Consider the following 18,362-nt stretch of genomic DNA (forward strand, 5'->3'; position numbering starts at 1 on the left):
CTATTGTTCTTTGTTTTCCTGTTTGGTTGGTTCTGTTGTGGCAGGTGTAGTTGTTGCCGGGGTTGTTTCTGCCGGTGCCACCTCGGCAGGTTTGGTCTCAGCAGGTGCTTCCTGTTTCGCCTTAGATGGTTCCAGCACATTCAATTTTTGGCGGGCTATTGTTAAAATATCATCGTTGCCTTTGTAGTTATCAATAATACTTTGCAATGTAGCCTTAGCCTGGAACGCGTCTTTAAGCCCAACATAGTTATCTGCTAAAAGGATATAAGTTTTAGCTACCCAATAATCATAGTTTGGCAAGTCCTTCACCAGATCGAAACAGGTTTTTTGTGATGCCTTGTATTTGCCCTGCAGGTATTCTACGTTGGCAATATTGTATTTGGCTTCTGCAGCCGCTATAGTTTTGGTATTGGCAACCGTATAATTCAGTTCTTTTATCGCCGCTGTTGTATCGCCCCTTTGCAGGTAGGCTTTACCCGCGTAAAGGCCTGTTTTAAATTTATCTTCCTGCGATGATTTCTCGTTATCGCGTACCAGCTTGGCGTATTTCAATACATCGTCGGGCATGTTTATTTGCGAGTAGCTTATCAGCAGGTTATTAACCGCGAAGGTATAATCGGCTTTATATTCCGAATTCGTTTCCAGCCTTTTCAGGAACACGATGGCATCGTTATATTTCTTTTGCGACATATATAACTTAGCCATGCTTATAAGCGATTTCTCGCTGTATGCGCTTGTCCAGTCGTTCAATATCACGTTATAATCTACTACAGCTTCATCTGTTTTGCCAAGATTAGCCAAACTTTGCGCACGAATAAAGCGGCTTTGTTTTTCGTAGATCTGTTTGGTTGGGAATTTATCGAAATAAGCGTTTACGGCATTAACCGTTCCCTGCCAGTCGCCTTTTAAATAGAGGTTATTTGCAGCGGTATATAAAATGCTCTCCTGTTCGGATGTAGTGTAGTTACCTATTGAGGTGGAGTTGGCATAGTTTAAGAACGAAGCCGCGTCGCCTTTATCGGTATAGATCTTTTCAACCTGCTTTAACGCCTGTTTGGCTTCGTCTGATGACGAATATTCAGATACTACCTTTTTAAACGAGTTGGTAGCCTCTTCGTCGCGGCCGGCATTGTAGTCAATTAAGCCAATGGTAGTGTAAGCACGCGGTACATAGCTGCTGCGCGGGTATTTGGCTATCATAGCATTCAGGTCGGCTTTGGCGCGGTCGCCGTCATTTTTAAGGAAGTAGGCGTACGCTATCTCAAAAGAGGCATCATCCGCATAATCCGAGTTCGGGAACTGGCTTAACAGGCTGTTAAGCGTACCTATCTTAGCATCAGGGTTGTTTTGTAAACCCTGAATGATACCACGCTGAAACAAGGCGTATTCCTGCCCCTGGCTATGGCGGGCAATAATGCGGTTATAATTTTCCAGCGCGTTACCATAACTTTTCATCGCGAAGTAGCTGTCGCCTAAACGGCTTATGGCATCGTTTTCGGTAGCCTGGTCTTTCACGTCACCACGTAAAAACTTCTCAAAGTAATTGGCGGCCTTTTTGTATTGCTCATCATAAAACGCGGCGTAGGCAAGGGCATAGTTGGCAAAGTTTGCCACATCGGTCTGTTTAGATTCCGGCATCGCCAAAAACTCCTCAAAGTTCTCGACAGATTCGGTGTACTTTCTTACCTCGTACATCGATTCGGCCATCCAGTAAAGGGTTAACGCTTGTATCTTGGTATCAACCGGGTTACGTAACGATCGCAGGAAAATGCCTATAGCATTTTCAAAAGCACGTTCGTTATAAAACTCCAGGCCCCGGTAATAAGTCACCTTTTGGTAAGCTATTTGCGCGCTTTCCGACTTATTGGGGATTGGTTCCAGTATCTCAACCGCTTCTTTATAATTTTTTGAGTTAAGCAATGCTTCGCCCAATAATATCTTTACCTCATCGTTGCGGGTAGATCGCGGGTAGTTTTTAAGGTAAGCGCGGGTAGCTATCAGCGCGTCGTTATTAAAATCGAGCTCGTAGGATAGTTTGGCGTATTCATACAAAGCATCTTCCTGCAATTGCTTGTCATACGTTAGTTTTGATGCCGTGCGGAAAGCGTTACGGGCGCTTTGCTTGTTGTTCATTTTCAGGAACACATCGCCCAGTGTGTAACTCCCGCTCTGGCTGTAATTATCGTTTTGTGCAACAAGTTTCTCAAGTACCATGGCCGCTTTACCGTAGTTTCCTACTTTATAATAAGCGTAACCTATCTGGTAGCTATCCTGGGTGTTTTGTGTACGGCCTTGGTCGCCATCTTCAAAACGGCTATAATATTCAACCGCCTTATCGTAGTTGCCCTTAGCGAAGTAAGAAGCACCAATAATACGCAGCATCTCGGTTTCGTTTTGCTGTTTGGTACTGTTGATGATAGGGATGGCGTAATTGATAACATCATCATAGCGCTTATCTAAAAAGTAAACGGCGGTAATATAGTATGGGTAGCTATTTTCGTATTTTTTAGAGTTTTTAAGCTTCTCGAAGTTTAGCAGCGCCAAATGATAGTCCTTATTTAAGTACGCGATGTATGCGAAGTAATAGGTGGCATCATCGGTAAATGGCGAGCGCTTGTTTTTTACCTCGCCAAATAATAGCTGCGCATTCTTATAATCGTTGGTTACAAAATAGGCATACCCCTTACGGAATTTGTATTCGGTGTTTTGCGAGCCATTAAGGTCCACCGCGTCAACTTTGTTGAACCATACCAGGGCCTCGCTGTACTTACCCTGTTTAAAGTACGACCTGCCCACCTGGAAATAAGCTAATTTGGTAAGCGGGTTTTCGGGGTGTTCTTTAATAAAACGGGTAAACATGCTTTCGGCATCATCATTACCCAGTTCAAGCGCGCAAAGGGCTTCGTAATATTGGGAGTTTTCTTTTAGCAGGGACAGTTCCGACTCGAACTTTGATTGCTGGCCGGTCTTTAACCTTGTTTGTTCAACCAAACGGTATTGCTCTGCCGCGGCAGCATATTTTCCCATCGCCAGCAGGTTATTGGCATTCTGATAAATGCGGTTGGTGTGGAACGATGGGTTTTGCTGTGCCTGTGTTGGCAGGGCCAAAAGCACCGGTGCAATAAAGGTGATGTATCTTAGTTTGATCATAAAGCGCAATAATGATGGGTGCTAAATTAGCTAAACGCAAAAATGCAATCCACATTAGTAATTAACAAATGTGGATAAGCACTTTTTTTAACGGCTTGTATCGCGGCAATGGTATAGCTGTGGAAAACTTTAAAATTTGTATGATAACAGCTTGTATGACTATTACATACGGATGACTTCAAGCTAAAAATATTTATGCGCCCCGGGCGTTTTTAATTTAGAATGCTAAAAAAATATTATTATTTATTATTTGTGCCATGCTTATTTGTGTTGATAACATCGTTTAAAGCCGGTGCGCCCACTACTTATATTACCCTGCAAAACCAGGCGCTTAAAATAATCCCTAAAGAGTTTTACATAGCAGCGGTAGAAGACGGGCGCAGCAATAATACATCTATTGGTACCTTAAGCGCAATTGCTTCGGTAACAAATGCACCGGGCAAACCGGGTGTGTACAATATTGATTTGAAAGGCGGGATAGCTGCTATTAAAAACTTTGTGGCATATACCCTGCCGGTTGATAAAACCTTACGCCCCGTAATTATAAAGTTAAATGAATTGAAGGTGACCGAGTTGCCCGCAGGAACAGGGGCTGTTAAAGGAGATATAAAACTAATGGCATCGTTTTACCTGCAAAAGGGCGATGATGCCGTGCATTTGGCAGACTACCGTACTACTACCAGCTATCAGCGTAAAGCGGGGGCTGCACAGCAAATAGAACCTTTGATACGCAGTGCTTTAAGCAATTGTATAACCTATTTAAATACCTGGATGGATGCGCAGGCGGCAGGAAATATAAAGCTGGCTAAAAGTTTTAAGATAAAATTTGTTGACCACAAAGAGCCAAACGAAGGGGATACCATATATTACGATAAAAACCGGCCGTTAAAATGGGATGATTTTCGCGGCAGGAGGGGTACCAATAGCAAATACGGGGCAGAAATATTCGCGGGATTGGGTTACGACGAGGATTTGAAGGTTGAGAATAGCACCGTGTACATGACCTTTACCTTAAAGGTATATGTACCCAAAAGCGCCTGCTGGGTTGACGCGGTTGCAAAGAACGGTTATAGCCTTAACCACGAACAAAGGCATTTTGATATTGCTAAATTAGTTGCCGAACACTACAAGCAAAAGATCCTGAATGAAAAGCCCACGCCGGATACTTATGACGCTGTTATTAGTATGGAGTATTTGGAGGCTTTAAGAGAAATGAATAAGTTACAGAAACAGTATGATAGCGAAACCGCGCATGGTGCGGACACCTATAGGCAAAATTTGTGGAACGCTAAAATAGAAGACGAGTTGGTGCAGTTTGGTATTAAGAATAAAGCTTCTTAAGCAGCAGCCGATTGCGACAATTGCTTTTTAACGGTATTAAGCAATACATTTATATCAAATGGTTTTGCAATAAAGTCGTTGGGTCCATTTTCCTGGTTTAGGGAGGTGCCAACATTATGGCTGGCTGATATCATGATAACCGGGATTTTATGGGTGCTTATTTGCTTTTTAACTTCTTTACAAAGTTCGCGGCCATCCATATTACCAAGCATAATATCCAGCAGTATAAGGTCGGGATGATTTTCCTGTATTGTATCCATTAATTTGTGTCCGTCAGAAAGCGTGTCTACTTTATAGCCCGAATCTTCAAGGATGAATTGTAGTACTTCCAGTATATCGTGATCATCATCCACAGCTAATATCCTTCTCATTTGCGTATCTTCTTAGTATCTGTATGTTATATAGCAACTTGTAGCAATACTTATACCAAAATAGCCCATGTGTAAAATTAGTCCGCCTTTTTAACTACGTACCTGGATTTTTTGCAGTTGGCGCAAAAATATTTTTTTAGCGGTAAGAAAAATAGAATGTTTTTTACAAACCAGCTTCTATGTAACTGGTGGTGAAATAAATTGCCGCATTTAGGGCAATAAGTACTGGGTGATTTAGCTGCTCGGCTCAAATTGTTTCTGCTAATGATAATTGCGATAATTACGTTAAATGTTAAGATATGGTTTGCCTGCTCTTTAATGTGCTGCGTTACATATTATTACATTTATCAATAGTTTTCACGTTAATAAATTAGGGCAACAAAGCTAAGGAAATTGTGTGTGTTATACATTAGCCAGTTTGTTCATTATATTGGTTTGATCAAAATTGTTACAAAAACAATCTTAATTTGATATTAAATTAATGTAAAATGTAATGGGTTTAAAATATTTTTTTTGAAAAAATCTTTTTAGTTAAAAACACTAATTGATAAAGCAAACCTGCTGATACTTATGCATTAATAATTAATAAGAGGGGGCCGGGCGGCTTGTTTTACGGAGGCTTGGGACTAAAAAAGAAAAAGCCCCCGTTAGCTAAAACGGGGGCTTAAAGTATGTTAGCGGTTGTTTAATCCCAAAGGTTGCTTGGGTAGGTGCCGTTGTTTACCAGTTCAGATATTGATGCCTGTACTATTGGTTTATCTTCTTTATAAGTTACGCCAAACCATTTTGTAGCGGTTGGGATAACTTTAAATGACGCCGTACCACTTTTTATAAGCTCATCGGCTACCAACGGTATAAAAAATTCTGATTTTGGGTTGGTTTTGTTAGCCTCAACAAAGTTCCTGAACATTTCTTCGCTCTGCCTGAAAACAGCCGGGGTAAAGCCCCAAAAGTTCATTGATACACGCGTATCATTAGCTAACGGGTGTTCGCCTGTCGCGTCTTTGTAAGCTACAGTACCATCTTCTTTAAAATAAACCTCGGTGCGTTCGGTTACTTCGGTCATGTTGCCATTATCGTCAACCGCGCAAACCCCGCGAGACACGGTGCCATGGTCTGATAAGGTTTTATCTATCTGGTAACCAATAATAGCGTATTTATCATCAGCCACTTCTGTGGTCAGGAAATCAGCCATTTTTTTAAAGGCATCATACCCATAGTAATCATCAGCATTAATAACGCAAAAGGGCTCGTTTACCTGGTTGCGGGCTGCTAACACAGCGTGGGCTGTACCCCAGGGTTTAGCGCGCTCAATTTTTTCGCTGATGCCAAACGGTTCAAGGTCAAAATTTTGAAAAACGTAATCAGTTTCAATACGTCCGTTTAATTTAGGCTCGAATATATTTCTAAAAGGCTCGGCAAATTCCTCGCGGATGATGAAGGTGATCTTTCCAAAACCTGCCTTAATAGCATCGTAAATGGAATAGTCGATGATGGTTTCGCCGTTTGGGCCAAAGCCGTCCACTTGTTTCATGCTGCCGTAGCGGCTGGCCATACCTGCGGCCAAAATTAATAGTGTTGGTTTCATGGTAAAAGTAGGGTATAGGAGTTTGTGAATACACAATGCTTATTGTGTATAAATGTTTTAAATTATTTGATGTATCTAAAATCCTGTCCGTTTTGAATATTTAGTAAGCTCTCGTATATCAGGCGGATAACATTATCAACGTCATCTTTGTGGATCATCTCTACCGTGGTGTGCATGTAGCGTAACGGTAACGAGATCAATGCCGATGGCACACCATCGTTAGAGTATGCAAAGGCATCTGTATCGGTACCGGTAGATCTGCTTGATGCCTGACGCTGAAAAGGTATGCCCGCTTTTTGTGCAGATTCTATCAGCAATTTATTAAGATTGTTTTGTACAGCAGGAGCGTATGATATAACCGGTCCTTTACCGCAGGCCAGGTCGCCCTGGGTTATCTTGTTTATCATTGGGGTACCGGTATCATGGGTAACATCAGTGACAATTGCAACATTCGGTTTAATGCGGTGAGCGATCATTTCGGCGCCACGCAAGCCAATCTCTTCCTGTACGGCATTTACAATGTATAAACCAAAAGGCAAAGTAATGTTATTTTCTTTAAGCAAACGGGCAACCTCGGCAATCATAAAACCACCGGCGCGGTTATCTAAAGCACGGCCAACATAGTAGCGGTTGTTTAGCACCATAAACTCATCTTCGTAAGTAATTACACAACCTACGTGGATGCCCAGGGCTTCAACTTCTTCTTTGCTGGTGCAGCCACAATCTAAAAAGATGTTTTTAAGCGTTGGGGCTTCTTCTTTTTCGCCGCCTAAGCGGGTATGGATAGCTGGCCAGCCAAATACTGCTTTAACAATACCGTTATCGGTGTGGATGTCTACACGTTTAGATGGTGCTATCTGATGGTCGCTGCCGCCATTGCGGATAACATATATCAACCCATCATTGGTAATGTAGTTTACAAACCACGAAATTTCGTCGGCATGTGCCTCTATAACTACCTTGTAGTCGGCCTGTGGGTTAATTACACCAACCGCGGTACCGTAATTGTCTACAAAATGATCGTCGATATAGGGTTTAAGATAGTCCAGCCAAAGTTCCTGACCTTTGTATTCAAAACCGGTAGGAGAAGGGTTATTAATATATTTTTCGAAAAACGCTAAAGATGTTTCGTTTACTACAGCCGTTTTTTGTTCGGCTTCTGGTTTCTTTTTTGCCATGTGTTATATTTAATAATGCTACCGGGGGAGGGTAGCGGTTCGCAAATATAATAAAGCAATTGTTATAACAAAGAAGTGTCTGTTTAACAGTTATAAAGCTTGTTTATTATTTAACATTTACTTTATAATGTAACCGCACTTTTGCAGCGTAATAAAAAGATCAGTTAATTAGTTAAAGTCACAAGAGGTCAGTTTGCGCAAGGCAGGCTGACTTCTTATTTTACAGTCAGGCTTTTTTCCATCCTGATATAATTGATGCCATTCTTTTGAAATTCATTACCCACTTTACTATACCCCAATTTATCATAAAACCCCGTTGCCGATAGCCTTGCGTGGCACCACAGTTTTGTGCCGTGCTCACGCTCAACAAAGCCGGTAATGTAGGCTATTATTTGTGTGCCAATGCCCTTTCCCTGTCCATCTGTTATAACAGCCAGCTTGCGAAATTGCCAATCATCCTGATGCTTAAACAATGACACTACACCCACCAGTTTATTATCCTCAAAAGCGCCGAAGTGGTAGCCATGTTCATCCTCTTCCATCATCATACTATTCAAGGGCTTGTTGGGGTAAAGTACTTCTTTACGCAGGCGCCAGGTTAAGCGGGGAGTTATTTGTTCGATGGAAAGCATAAGGAAGAATAAAAGTTAAATTTAAGATTCCCTCCTTTGGGAGGGGTGCGGTTGACTGTGTTGTGGCAGGGAGGGGTTTATGCGATATTAGTCGCTTATATAACCCCTCCCTACACCCTCCCTTGTGAGGGGTGAAACGGACGATGTGCTGGGAGGGAGGGGTGTATGCAATTTTCAATTAATCGCTTGCAGAAACCCCTCCCTACACCCTCCCAAGGGAGGGAATCGCACAGGCCTGCGCTTCAATTATTAAAAACCTCCATCGGAAACTCTTTAGGAATGTTAATTGACTTGTTTTTTCTGATAATTTCTACAATAACGCCCGAAATAGCACGAATCACATTTGCCATATCATGTTTCACATCTGCTTCGCTAAACCTAATAAAAGTTATGCCAAAGCCTTCCAGCTTTTGCTGTCTCAATTCATCTTTATTTAAAGCTTCCTCGCGGTTGTGTGACATACCATCAATCTCAATCGCCAGCATCAATGGTTTGCAATAGAAATCTACAATGTAGTTATCAATACACCGCTGCCGGTCAAAATCAAATCCCCAAAGTTTGTCTTCTTTTAATTCGTTCCATAATAGAGTTTCTCCAAAAGTCATATCCTTTCTAAGCTTACGGGCCAAGGCTTTTAGTTTGGGGTTGTATGGAATTATTTTAACCATTGGTAGTTTCATTTTTTTCCCTCCCTTGGGAGGGGTGCGGTTGACTGTGTTGTGGCAGAGAGGGGTTTATGCCATTTGCAATTTAATCGCTTGTATAACCCCTCCCTACACCCTCCCAAGGGAGGGAATCGCACGAGGTCTGTGTTATGGTGGAGATAGGTCTTTACGATATTAGTCGCTTATATACCCCTCCCTACACCCTCCCAAGTGAGGGAATCGCACCAAGCCTGCGCTCCTCAAATCCGAATTTACAAAGGTATATTCCCATGCTTTTTCTTCGGATTATTTACCACTTTATTCTCCAGCATTTTAAAGGCGTGTATGAGTTTAATGCGGGTTTCGGCGGGGGCAATTACCTCATCTATAAACCCACGCTCGGCGGCGCGGTAGGGGTTCGCAAATATATTGGCGTACTGCTCTTCCTTTTCGCGCCATTTGGCTTCCGGATCTCCCGCGGAAGTTATTTCGCGTTTAAAAATGATCTCGGCAGCGCCTTTGGCGCCCATTACAGCTATCTCTGCCGATGGCCAGGCGTAGTTCATATCGGCACCAATGTGTTTGGAGTTCATTACATCATACGCGCCGCCATAAGCCTTGCGGGTAATTACGGTAATACGCGGCACGGTAGCCTCGCAAAAAGCGTAAAGCAACTTTGCCCCGTTGGTAATAATGGCGTTCCACTCCTGGTCGGTACCCGGCAAAAAGCCCGGTACATCTTCAAATACCAATAGGGGAATATTAAAGCTATCGCAGAAACGCACAAAGCGCGCGCCCTTGGTAGAGGAATTAATATCCAGCACCCCTGCCAAAAATGCGGGCTGGTTAGCCACAATGCCAATGCTGCGGCCTGCCAGGCGGGCAAAGCCTACAACAATATTTTCGGCAAAATCTTTATGTACCTCCAGGAATGATGCGCCGTCTATTACCTCCTCTATTACTTCGCGTATGTCGTAAGGTTGCGAAACGTTTTCGGGTAGTATATCGGTTAATGCGGGGCGGTCCTCGTTCTTTACCTCGTAAGGCAGGGCAGGGGCACGGTCCTCACAATTTTGCGGCATGTAGCTCAGTAGCTTTTTTACATGGTTGATGGCTTCTATCTCATTAGCGCAGGCAAAATGGGTAACACCGCTTTTGGTGGCGTGTGTATTGGCGCCGCCCAGTTCTTCTGATGTTACTTCTTCGTGTGTTACCGTTTTTACTACATTGGGACCGGTTACAAACATGTAGCTGGTGTGCTCTACCATTAAAATAAAGTCAGTAATGGCAGGCGAGTATACCGCGCCACCCGCGCAGGGTCCCATAATGGCCGAGATCTGCGGTACAACGCCGCTGGCCATGGTATTCTTATAAAAAATATCGGCGTAGCCGCCAAGAGATACCACACCCTCCTGAATGCGCGCACCGCCGGAGTCGTTAAGGCCGATCACGGGCGCGCCGTTCTTCATGGCCAGGTCCATTATCTTAACTATCTTTTCGGCATGTGTTTCAGACAGCGAGCCGCCAAAAACGGTAAAATCTTGCGAGAAAACGTACACCAAACGGCCGTTTACGGTGCCATAACCGGTTACCACACCGTCGCCCGGATACTTTTCTTTCTCCATCCCAAAATCGGTACTGCGGTGCGATACCAGCATCCCTATTTCCTGGAAAGAACCATCGTCTAACAAAAAATGCAGCCTTTCGCGCGCGGTTAACTTCCCTTTTTTGTGCTGACTTTCAATACGTGCAGCACCTCCGCCCTCAAGCGCCTGATCGCGTTTTTTTTGTAAAATCTCCAACTTTTTATTCACAATATGGTTTATTGGTTAAGCGATAAAATTAATAATAAAATTGATAAGGCCTCATTCGGCTCTCTATAAGGGAGAGGGTTCTATTTATATTTTTAAGGTCCCTCTCCTTGGGAGAGGGGTTTGGGGTGAGGCTTATAGTAATTATATTGTAAGATTAGCTTTAAATAGCCGGATGATACTTTGCATTTCTAAAAAATATTATCTTTGTTGCGAATGAGGAGCAGGATTTTTAAAAACGCGATTGCGGCACTCTTTATAGGCATCTTTGCAATAAAGATGGTTATATCTATCGCGCCTGTTTTTACCTGCCTGAATAACAAAACCGTTCGGGCGGTGATCATGCAACTGGAGCACGAATCAAAAAACGAGAAGGAGGACCTTGAAAAAGATGCCTTTAAAGACAAAAAGTTTTTTGATGAAAATGTAAACCACCTTACAGTTTACAGGCCGCTTATAGTTGAAACCAACATACTGCACAACCAGGAACGCTCCCTCTACAACCAGGTATTTCACCCTCTGGTACCTACCCCTCCTCCCAACGCTTAATACAAATAACCGGATATTTTCATATCCGGTGAACTGCAACACACCCCTGTTTTTTTAACAGGCGGAATACCATGCATTGCTTACAACCCGCTTTGGTGTTGCTAATGTGCTGTTTACTAAAGTTTTCATTATAAAAATTATTGTTTATGCAAATCAAGCAAGGCGGCGTTTCCGCCGGCGACCTCAACCTGAAAAAGTATTTCTTAGCTAAAAATCTAAAAAAGGACCTTCCCGCGGGCTTAGTGGTGTTCTTAGTAGCACTGCCCCTGTGTTTAGGTATTGCCCTTGCATCGGGCGCGCCATTATTCTCGGGCTTACTGGCCGGTATAATAGGTGGTATTGTAGTGGGTACGCTCAGCGGCTCGCAATTAAGTGTGGCCGGGCCTGCCGCGGGTTTAACCACCATCGTATTAAACTCTATAACCAGTTTAGGTTCGTTTGACGCGTTTTTGCTTGCCCTGGTAATTGCCGGTGTGATGCAAATGATATTCGGGTTGGTAAAAGCCGGTACTATCGCCAATTATTTCCCATCGGCGGTTATAGAAGGTATGCTTGCCGCTATAGGTATCATCCTTATCATGAAACAGTTCCCCCACGCCGTTGGGTATGATAAGGATTACGAAGGCGACGAAGGTTTTAGCCAGATGGATACTGAAAATACCTTTTCGGGGATATTGAGCGCGCTTGCCAGGATCAATTACGGGGCGGTTATCATCACAGTGGTATCGCTTGCTATTATGATATACTGGCCTAAAGTTAAGAAGCTGGCTCTGATACCCGCTCCACTTTTGGTGGTGGTTGTAGGTACCATACTGGCCGCCATTTTTTCGGGTACAGGTTTTGCACTTTTAGATAAACAATTTGTACAGATACCTTTAGTACACAGCACGGGCGAATTTTTCGGTCTGTTCAAATCTCCCAATTTTAGCGGAATAGGCAACAAGGCGGTTTGGGTAACCGCGGTTACAATTGCTATTGTAGCCAGTTTAGAAACCCTCTTAAGCCTTGAGGCGGTTGATAAAATTGACCCTATTAAACGTGTATCGCCTACCAACCGCGAACTGGTTGCCCAGGGTGCAGGTAATATTGTAAGCGGGTTATTGGGTGGCTTGCCTATGACGGCCGTGATCGTACGCTCATCAGCCAACGTAGGCGCCGGTGCACGTACCAAAGTAAGCGCTATATTTCACGGGTATTTATTGCTGGTATGCCTGCTTGCCATACCATCGCTCCTAAATAAAATTCCGCTTTCATGTTTGGCGGCTATATTGTTAACAGTGGGTTATAAATTGGCCAGGATAAGCTTGTTTAAACACATGTGGCACAAGGGGCTAAACCAATTCATACCTTTCGTAATAACTATTATAGCCGTTGTTTTCACCGACTTATTGATAGGTGTTGGTATTGGGATGATGGTAGGGGTATTTTATATTTTACGTACCAACCTGCGTAACCCTTATTTCTACACTATAGCTCCAAATGGCGAAAAAAATACGATACGTATAAAACTTGCCGAGGAGGTTTCATTCCTTAATAAAGCGGCTATACAAATTACCCTTACCAGTTTGCCAAAAGGCAGCGATGTAATTATTGATGGTTCTAACTCGCGCTACATAGACCCGGATGTACTGGAGACCATTAATAACTTTAAACACAACGCCTATACAAAAGGCATTATAGTACAATTAAAAGAAATAAAGGAACGGTATGATATACCGCCTTTGAAAGATTTGGTTTACAATCCTGATGAACAGAACCAAACAAGGTAAAGCCATTCGTAAGTCTCCCCTTTGGGGGAGATTTAGACGGGGCTATTTATAAATCAGATAACTAAAACTACCATGAATAATACAGAAAATAAAAACGGAAAGAACGGTATTGATACCAACAGCATAAAACTTGCGCAAACTGCCAGCTATAATAAGTTAAAGCAAAATAACAGCGATTGGGCTGCCAAACGCGTTGCCGAAGACCCTGAGTTTTTTACCAACTTAGCTAAAGGCCAAAGCCCCGAAGTATTGTGGATTGGCTGCTCAGACAGCCGCGTGCCCGCAAATGAAGTTACCGGCACCAAACCCGGCGAAGTGTTTGTTCACCGTAATATTGCTAATGTGTGTGTTCATTCTGATATGAACATGCTTAGCGTGCTCGATTATGCGGTTAACGTACTTAAGGTAAAACACGTGATTATTGCAGGCCACTATGGCTGTGGCGGCGTAGCCGCCGCTTTAAGCAACAAACAGTTTGGTATTATTGATAACTGGTTGCGCCATATTAAAGATGTTTACCGTTTACACGCTAACGAGCTCGACCGCATTACCGACGAGAAAGCCAAAGTGAACCGCCTGGTTGAGCTAAACGTTACCGAGCAGGTGTACAACATCTGTAAAACATCTATCATACAAAACGCCTGGATGGAACGCCACGACCTTGAAGTACACGGTTGGGTGGTTGATATAAGCACGGGTTTAATAAAAGACCTTGGCGTTAGCAACAGTAACCCGCGTAGCCTGGGCTATGTTTATGAGTTTGACAATGTAGAAACCGCTGCCGCGCATTAATTAGCCCTATTATCTATCTATATATATTCCCCGGCTGCTTGCGGCCGGGGTTAATTACCAATTAACAAAACATGATGTTGGTGTATATGTTTAACGAACAAAAAAAAATACAAATGTTAAGGCAACCGCAAGATAAACGTACATTAAACCACAACCTGATGCTGGCTTCGTCGTCGGCATTTGTGGCGGGCTTTATTGATGTGGTAGGGTTGCTGGCCTTTTTAGCATTTACCTCAAATGTTACCGGCCACGTGGCCAACCTTGCCAAGAACATCCTTCAGCAGGATTTTAGCGATGTTATTATCTTTGGTATATGGCTGCTGATGTTTATGATGGGTTCGTTCACGTCAAAATTTATAATACAATCTTTAAAGCATAAAAGCTGGTACAGGGCACATTCCGCGCCTATTATAATAGAAATATTTGTACTGCTGTTTGTTGCGGTTTACGGCAATAAATTTTATCACGAAACCGACACTGAGCGTAAGATCGTTATCGGGGCTTTGCTGTTTGCCATGGGCTTGCAAAACGGGTTGGTATCAAACATATCTGGTGGGCTAATCAAATCTACCCACCTTACGGGTTTGTTTACAGACTTGGGCAGCGAACTTGCCGAATGGATGCACCCCAGAACGGAAGATACCCAGGCTGTAAAAAATAAGGTTTACGTACGTATTACCGTGCTTACCTTTTTTATTGCAGGAGGATTGGCAGGAGGTTATTTCTTTAATATATACGAATTTAAAGTATTTTACTTTGTACCGCTTATATTGCTCACTATATTGTATTACGATCTGTTACCTGTATTTTTCCATAAGATATACCAACTCATTTATCCAACTAAAACAAAAATTACAAAATCTTAATAAAAACATAATCCTATGTGCGCACAACTAATTCACGACACAAGCCATATTACTTATGAAAGCCTTTTAGAAGGTAACAAGCGATTTGTGGCTGACGCTTTAAAAGAAGATCCCGAGTTTTTTACTACGCTTGCTAACGGCCAAAAACCACCTATACTTTGGATTGGCTGTGCCGATAGCCGCGTACCGGCTAACCAGATAACCCGTACTAACCCGGGTGAGATATTTGTACACCGCAATATTGCCAATATGGTGATACATACCGATATGAACATGCTGAGCGTGCTGGATTACGCGGTGAACGTATTGCAGGTAAAACACGTGATTGTAACCGGCCACTACGGTTGCGGCGGCGTACTTGCCAGCATGACCAACAAACAATTTGGCCTGATAGATAACTGGCTGCGCCACATTAAAGATGTTTACCGCGTACATGCCCAGGAGCTTGATGCCATTGAGGACGAAACCAAGCGTGGCGACCGCCTTGTTGAGCTAAACGTAATAGAGAATGTTAGCAACCTTTGCAAAACATCTATCGTGCAAAATGCCTGGGCTAAAGGCCAGGAATTGCATGTACACGGTTGGGTATATAGCCTGGCTACGGGCCTAATAAACGATATGAAGGTGAGCACTGATAACAACCTTAAAATGGACGAGGTTTTCAGGTTCAGCCAAACAGCTTCGTAAGCATAAAAGAGAAATCATGTTTCACATGTGATATCATTTACGGTAAAATAAGTAAGGCCAATTACAACATTGGCCTTACTTATTTATGATATCTAAATCGCAGCGTTAACCTGCTTTTACCAACGGTATAACCTTTGTACCTATCAGTTCAATAGAGCGCATTAATTGTTGATGTGTGAGGCCTGCGTTATCCATCTGGAAGGTAAACCTGCTGATGCCGCCAAGAGATTCGCTATGCCTTAACAATTTTTCGGCTACCTTTTCGGGCCCGCCAACCAGCAATACCCCTTCCGGGCCTATCAAATGATCGAATTGCGGGCGTGTTACCGGCGGCCAGCCACGTTCGCGGCCTAAGCGGGTCCATAGTTCGGCATAACCGGGGTAATACTCTGTTACCGCCTTGTCATTGTTATCAGAAACGTAACCCGGCGAGTGCAGGCCAACAGTTAGTTGGTCCGCCGAAAAGCCTGATTGGGCGCCGGCTTCGCGGTAGAGGTCAACCAGCGGGCGAAACCTGGAAGTGTTGCCCCCAATAATAGCTACCATTAAGGGCAGCCCAAGCGTACCGGCTCTTACAAAAGATTCGGGTGTGCCGCCAACGCCTAACCATATGGGCAATTTCGCCTGTACCGGCCTTGGGTAAACCGGCTGGTTATCGAGCGCCGGGCGAAACCTGCCCGACCAGGTTACAAATTCCTGTTCGCGTATCTTCAGCAGCAGATCAAGCTTTTCTGAAAACAGCGCGTCATAGTCGTTCAGGCTGAAACCAAAAAGGGGATAGGCCTCAACAGATGAGCCCCTGCCTACCACCAGTTCTGCCCGGCCTTTAGAAATAAGGTCGAGCGTGGCAAAGCTTTGAAATACCCGTACCGGGTCGGCTGCGCTAAGCACGGTTACAGCGCTGGTTAAACGTATGCGTTTGGTGCGGGTGGCAGCAGCCGCTAAAATTACGGCTGTGGCCGAATCCAGAAACTCCTTTTTATGATGTTCGCCTATCCCAAACACATCAAGCCCAACCTCATCTGCCAGTTCAATACGTTGCAGCAATTGTTCCATTGCAACAACGGGCGTAAGCTCATTAGAGCCATAAAGGGCAGAAGCAAAACTATCTATTCCAATTTCCATGATGCAATTTCGACAAAATATTTGTTTAAACATCTATTTCAAACAAATATTCCGGTCATGAATTTGTAAATGATGAAGCATAAAAAAAGCGAAAGGTATTTTGACCTTTCGCTTTTAGCTTCAATGTGTCTAAAATTAATGTTCCGGCTGTAAAAACGGATACCTGTAATCTTTAGGTGAATCGAAAGTTTCCTTGATCGTGCGCGGCGATACCCAGCGCAGCAGGTTTATCATGGAGCCTGCCTTATCGTTAGTACCCGAACCGCGGGCACCACCAAACGGCTGCTGACCAACCACGGCGCCCGTTGGCTTATCATTAATGTAGAAGTTACCGGCAGCGTTGCGCAGGCGTGTGGTAGCCTCGGTAATAGCGTAACGGTCTTGCGAAAGGATGGCGCCGGTTAAAGCATAGATAGACGTCTTATCAACAATATTTAAGATGTTATCCCATTCGCTATCATCATATACATATACAGTTAGTACAGGGCCAAACAGCTCCTCGCACATGGTTACATAGTATGGGTCTTGTACTTGCAGCACAGTTGGCTGTATGAACCAGCCCTGGCTCTTATCGTAACCGCCACCCGCTATTACTTCAACACCATCATCGGCTTTGGCGGCATCAATATATTTAGCCAGCTTATCAAAGGATGCTTCGCTGATAACGGCATTAATAAAGTTCTCAAAATCTTCGGTTGGGCCCATTTTAAAGGTAGCCATTTCGCGCACAACATGCTCCTTAACCGCAGGCCAAAGGCTTGCCGGGATGTAGGCGCGCGACGCTGCCGAGCATTTTTGCCCCTGGTATTCGAACGCGCCGCGTAAAAGGGCAACGGCAACCGCGTCGGCATTGGCACTTGGGTGGGCAAGTACAAAGTCTTTACCGCCGGTTTCGCCCACAATGCGCGGGTAGGTTTTATATTTATGAATGTTGGTACCAATGGTTTGCCAGATGTGCTGGAACACCTTGGTAGAACCGGTAAAGTGGATGCCCGCGAAATCGGGATGGTTAAATATCACGTCGCCAACTTCGGGCCCATCAGCGTAGATCAGGTTGATTACACCTGCAGGCAAGCCGGCTTCTATCAATATCTGCATAATAACATTGGCGGCGTAAACCTGGGTATCTGCCGGTTTCCAAACCACAACGTTACCCATCATGGCGGCAGAAGTTGGCAGGTTACCCGCAATAGCCGTAAAGTTAAAAGGCGTAAGCGCGAATACGAAACCTTCCAGCGGGCGTTGCTCCAGACGGTTCCAAACGCCTTTGCCCGATACGGGCGGCTGCTGCTGGTAAATTTCGGTCATGTATTGCACGTTAAAGCGCAAAAAATCTATAAACTCGCATGCGGCGTCAATTTCGGCCTGGTAGGCGTTTTTGCTTTGGCCAAGCATGGTAGCCGCGTTAATGGTAGCACGGTATGGGCCGGCAACCAGGTCTGCAGCTTTTAAAAATATAGCGGCGCGCTGTTCCCAGGGCAGGTTTTCCCAATCGGCCTTGGCGGCAAGGGCGGCATCAATTGCAGCGGTAACGTGGCTTTTATCGCCCCAATGAAAAGTACCTAAAAGGTGTTTATGATCATGCGGAGGGCGCAGTTCCATGAGCTTACCTGTACGCACTTCTTTACCGCCAATATACATAGGGATATCTACTTGTTTTGAACGGGCATCTGCCAAAGCGGCTTTAAGCGCCGCGCGCTCTACGCTGCGGGGGCCATAGTTTAACACAGGCTCGTTTACAGCCTCCGGAACATTAAAAAATCCTTTTAACATAGGTGTTTAATTTAGTGCCGCAAAGATAGGGGTAAATGTGCAGATGTGCGAATATGTGGATTGGGAAATTGGAATTGTGACGTGTG

15 protein-coding genes are annotated in these 18,362 nt (G+C 44.1%); 6 read left to right on the forward strand and 9 right to left on the reverse strand.

All coding sequences use genetic code 11. The features are described from left to right. On the reverse strand, positions 1-3,150 hold the full coding sequence (locus ACFQZI_RS04015) for a tetratricopeptide repeat protein (RefSeq protein ID WP_377138730.1): 3,150 nt from the start codon (positions 3,148-3,150) through the stop codon (positions 1-3). Positions 3,151-3,372: 222 nt separating this feature from the next. Between ACFQZI_RS04015 and ACFQZI_RS04020 the strand changes: the two genes are divergently transcribed. Continuing rightward, positions 3,373-4,491, forward strand: coding sequence for a DUF922 domain-containing protein (locus ACFQZI_RS04020; protein ID WP_377138732.1), 1,119 nt, complete (start codon positions 3,373-3,375; stop codon positions 4,489-4,491). Here the strand turns inward: ACFQZI_RS04020 and ACFQZI_RS04025 are convergent. The 6 genes from ACFQZI_RS04025 to ACFQZI_RS04050 all read right to left on the reverse strand — a co-directional run bounded on the left by ACFQZI_RS04025 (position 4,488) and on the right by ACFQZI_RS04050 (position 10,718). Continuing rightward, positions 4,488-4,862, reverse strand: a complete 375-nt coding sequence (locus ACFQZI_RS04025; RefSeq protein WP_377138735.1) for a response regulator — start codon at positions 4,860-4,862, stop codon at positions 4,488-4,490. The genes ACFQZI_RS04020 and ACFQZI_RS04025 overlap by 4 nt on opposite strands. 685 nt (positions 4,863-5,547) lie before the next feature. Continuing rightward, on the reverse strand, positions 5,548-6,450 hold the full coding sequence (locus ACFQZI_RS04030; RefSeq protein WP_377138737.1) for a nucleotidyltransferase family protein: 903 nt from the start codon (positions 6,448-6,450) through the stop codon (positions 5,548-5,550). A 62-nt stretch (positions 6,451-6,512) separates the two neighbouring features. Further along, positions 6,513-7,628 carry a M42 family metallopeptidase gene (locus ACFQZI_RS04035; RefSeq protein ID WP_377138740.1) on the reverse strand — a complete coding sequence of 372 codons (1,116 nt, stop codon included), beginning with the start codon at positions 7,626-7,628 and terminating at the stop codon, positions 6,513-6,515. Between the two features lie 215 nt (positions 7,629-7,843). Continuing rightward, positions 7,844-8,260: a GNAT family N-acetyltransferase gene (locus ACFQZI_RS04040; protein WP_377138743.1), complete on the reverse strand. Its 417-nt coding sequence runs from the start codon at positions 8,258-8,260 to the stop codon at positions 7,844-7,846. A 242-nt stretch (positions 8,261-8,502) separates the two neighbouring features. Continuing rightward, positions 8,503-8,940 carry an endonuclease domain-containing protein gene (locus ACFQZI_RS04045; protein WP_377138745.1) on the reverse strand — a complete coding sequence of 146 codons (438 nt, stop codon included), beginning with the start codon at positions 8,938-8,940 and terminating at the stop codon, positions 8,503-8,505. Between the two features lie 236 nt (positions 8,941-9,176). Further along, positions 9,177-10,718 (reverse strand): acyl-CoA carboxylase subunit beta, encoded by a 1,542-nt coding sequence (locus ACFQZI_RS04050; protein ID WP_377138748.1) that lies wholly within the window; start codon positions 10,716-10,718, stop codon positions 9,177-9,179. Between the two features lie 213 nt (positions 10,719-10,931). Between ACFQZI_RS04050 and ACFQZI_RS04055 the strand changes: the two genes are divergently transcribed. The 5 genes from ACFQZI_RS04055 (at position 10,932) to can (ACFQZI_RS04075) (ending at position 15,378) form a co-directional block, all read left to right on the forward strand. After that, entirely contained in the window at positions 10,932-11,264 is a 333-nt protein-coding gene (locus tag ACFQZI_RS04055) for a hypothetical protein (RefSeq protein WP_377138750.1), read from the forward strand. Between the two features lie 146 nt (positions 11,265-11,410). Next, on the forward strand, positions 11,411-13,033 hold the full coding sequence (locus ACFQZI_RS04060; protein WP_377138752.1) for a SulP family inorganic anion transporter: 1,623 nt from the start codon (positions 11,411-11,413) through the stop codon (positions 13,031-13,033). Positions 13,034-13,105: 72 nt separating this feature from the next. Further along, the gene (gene can / locus ACFQZI_RS04065) at positions 13,106-13,825 is read left to right on the forward strand and encodes a carbonate dehydratase (RefSeq protein WP_377138755.1); all 720 of its coding nucleotides are present in this window, start codon (positions 13,106-13,108) and stop codon (positions 13,823-13,825) included. Between the two features lie 113 nt (positions 13,826-13,938). Beyond that, complete coding sequence (locus ACFQZI_RS04070) at positions 13,939-14,691, forward strand: YoaK family protein (protein ID WP_377138758.1); 753 nt, start codon at positions 13,939-13,941, stop codon at positions 14,689-14,691. Between the two features lie 15 nt (positions 14,692-14,706). Next, the gene (gene can, locus ACFQZI_RS04075) at positions 14,707-15,378 is read left to right on the forward strand and encodes a carbonate dehydratase (protein ID WP_377138761.1); all 672 of its coding nucleotides are present in this window, start codon (positions 14,707-14,709) and stop codon (positions 15,376-15,378) included. Between the two features lie 105 nt (positions 15,379-15,483). Here can (ACFQZI_RS04075) and ACFQZI_RS04080 read toward each other — a convergent pair whose 3' ends face one another. After that, a complete protein-coding gene (locus ACFQZI_RS04080) occupies positions 15,484-16,503 on the reverse strand; it encodes an LLM class flavin-dependent oxidoreductase (protein WP_377138763.1) in 1,020 nt (339 codons plus the stop codon). 135 nt (positions 16,504-16,638) lie between these two features. Next, on the reverse strand, positions 16,639-18,276 hold the full coding sequence (gene pruA / locus ACFQZI_RS04085) for an L-glutamate gamma-semialdehyde dehydrogenase (RefSeq protein WP_377138766.1): 1,638 nt from the start codon (positions 18,274-18,276) through the stop codon (positions 16,639-16,641). Between the last annotated feature and the right edge of the window lie 86 nt (positions 18,277-18,362).

Origin of the sequence: Mucilaginibacter lutimaris, assembly GCF_042676625.1 — a bacterium.
In the GTDB taxonomy this organism is placed as follows: Bacteria; Bacteroidota; Bacteroidia; order Sphingobacteriales; family Sphingobacteriaceae; genus Mucilaginibacter; species Mucilaginibacter lutimaris.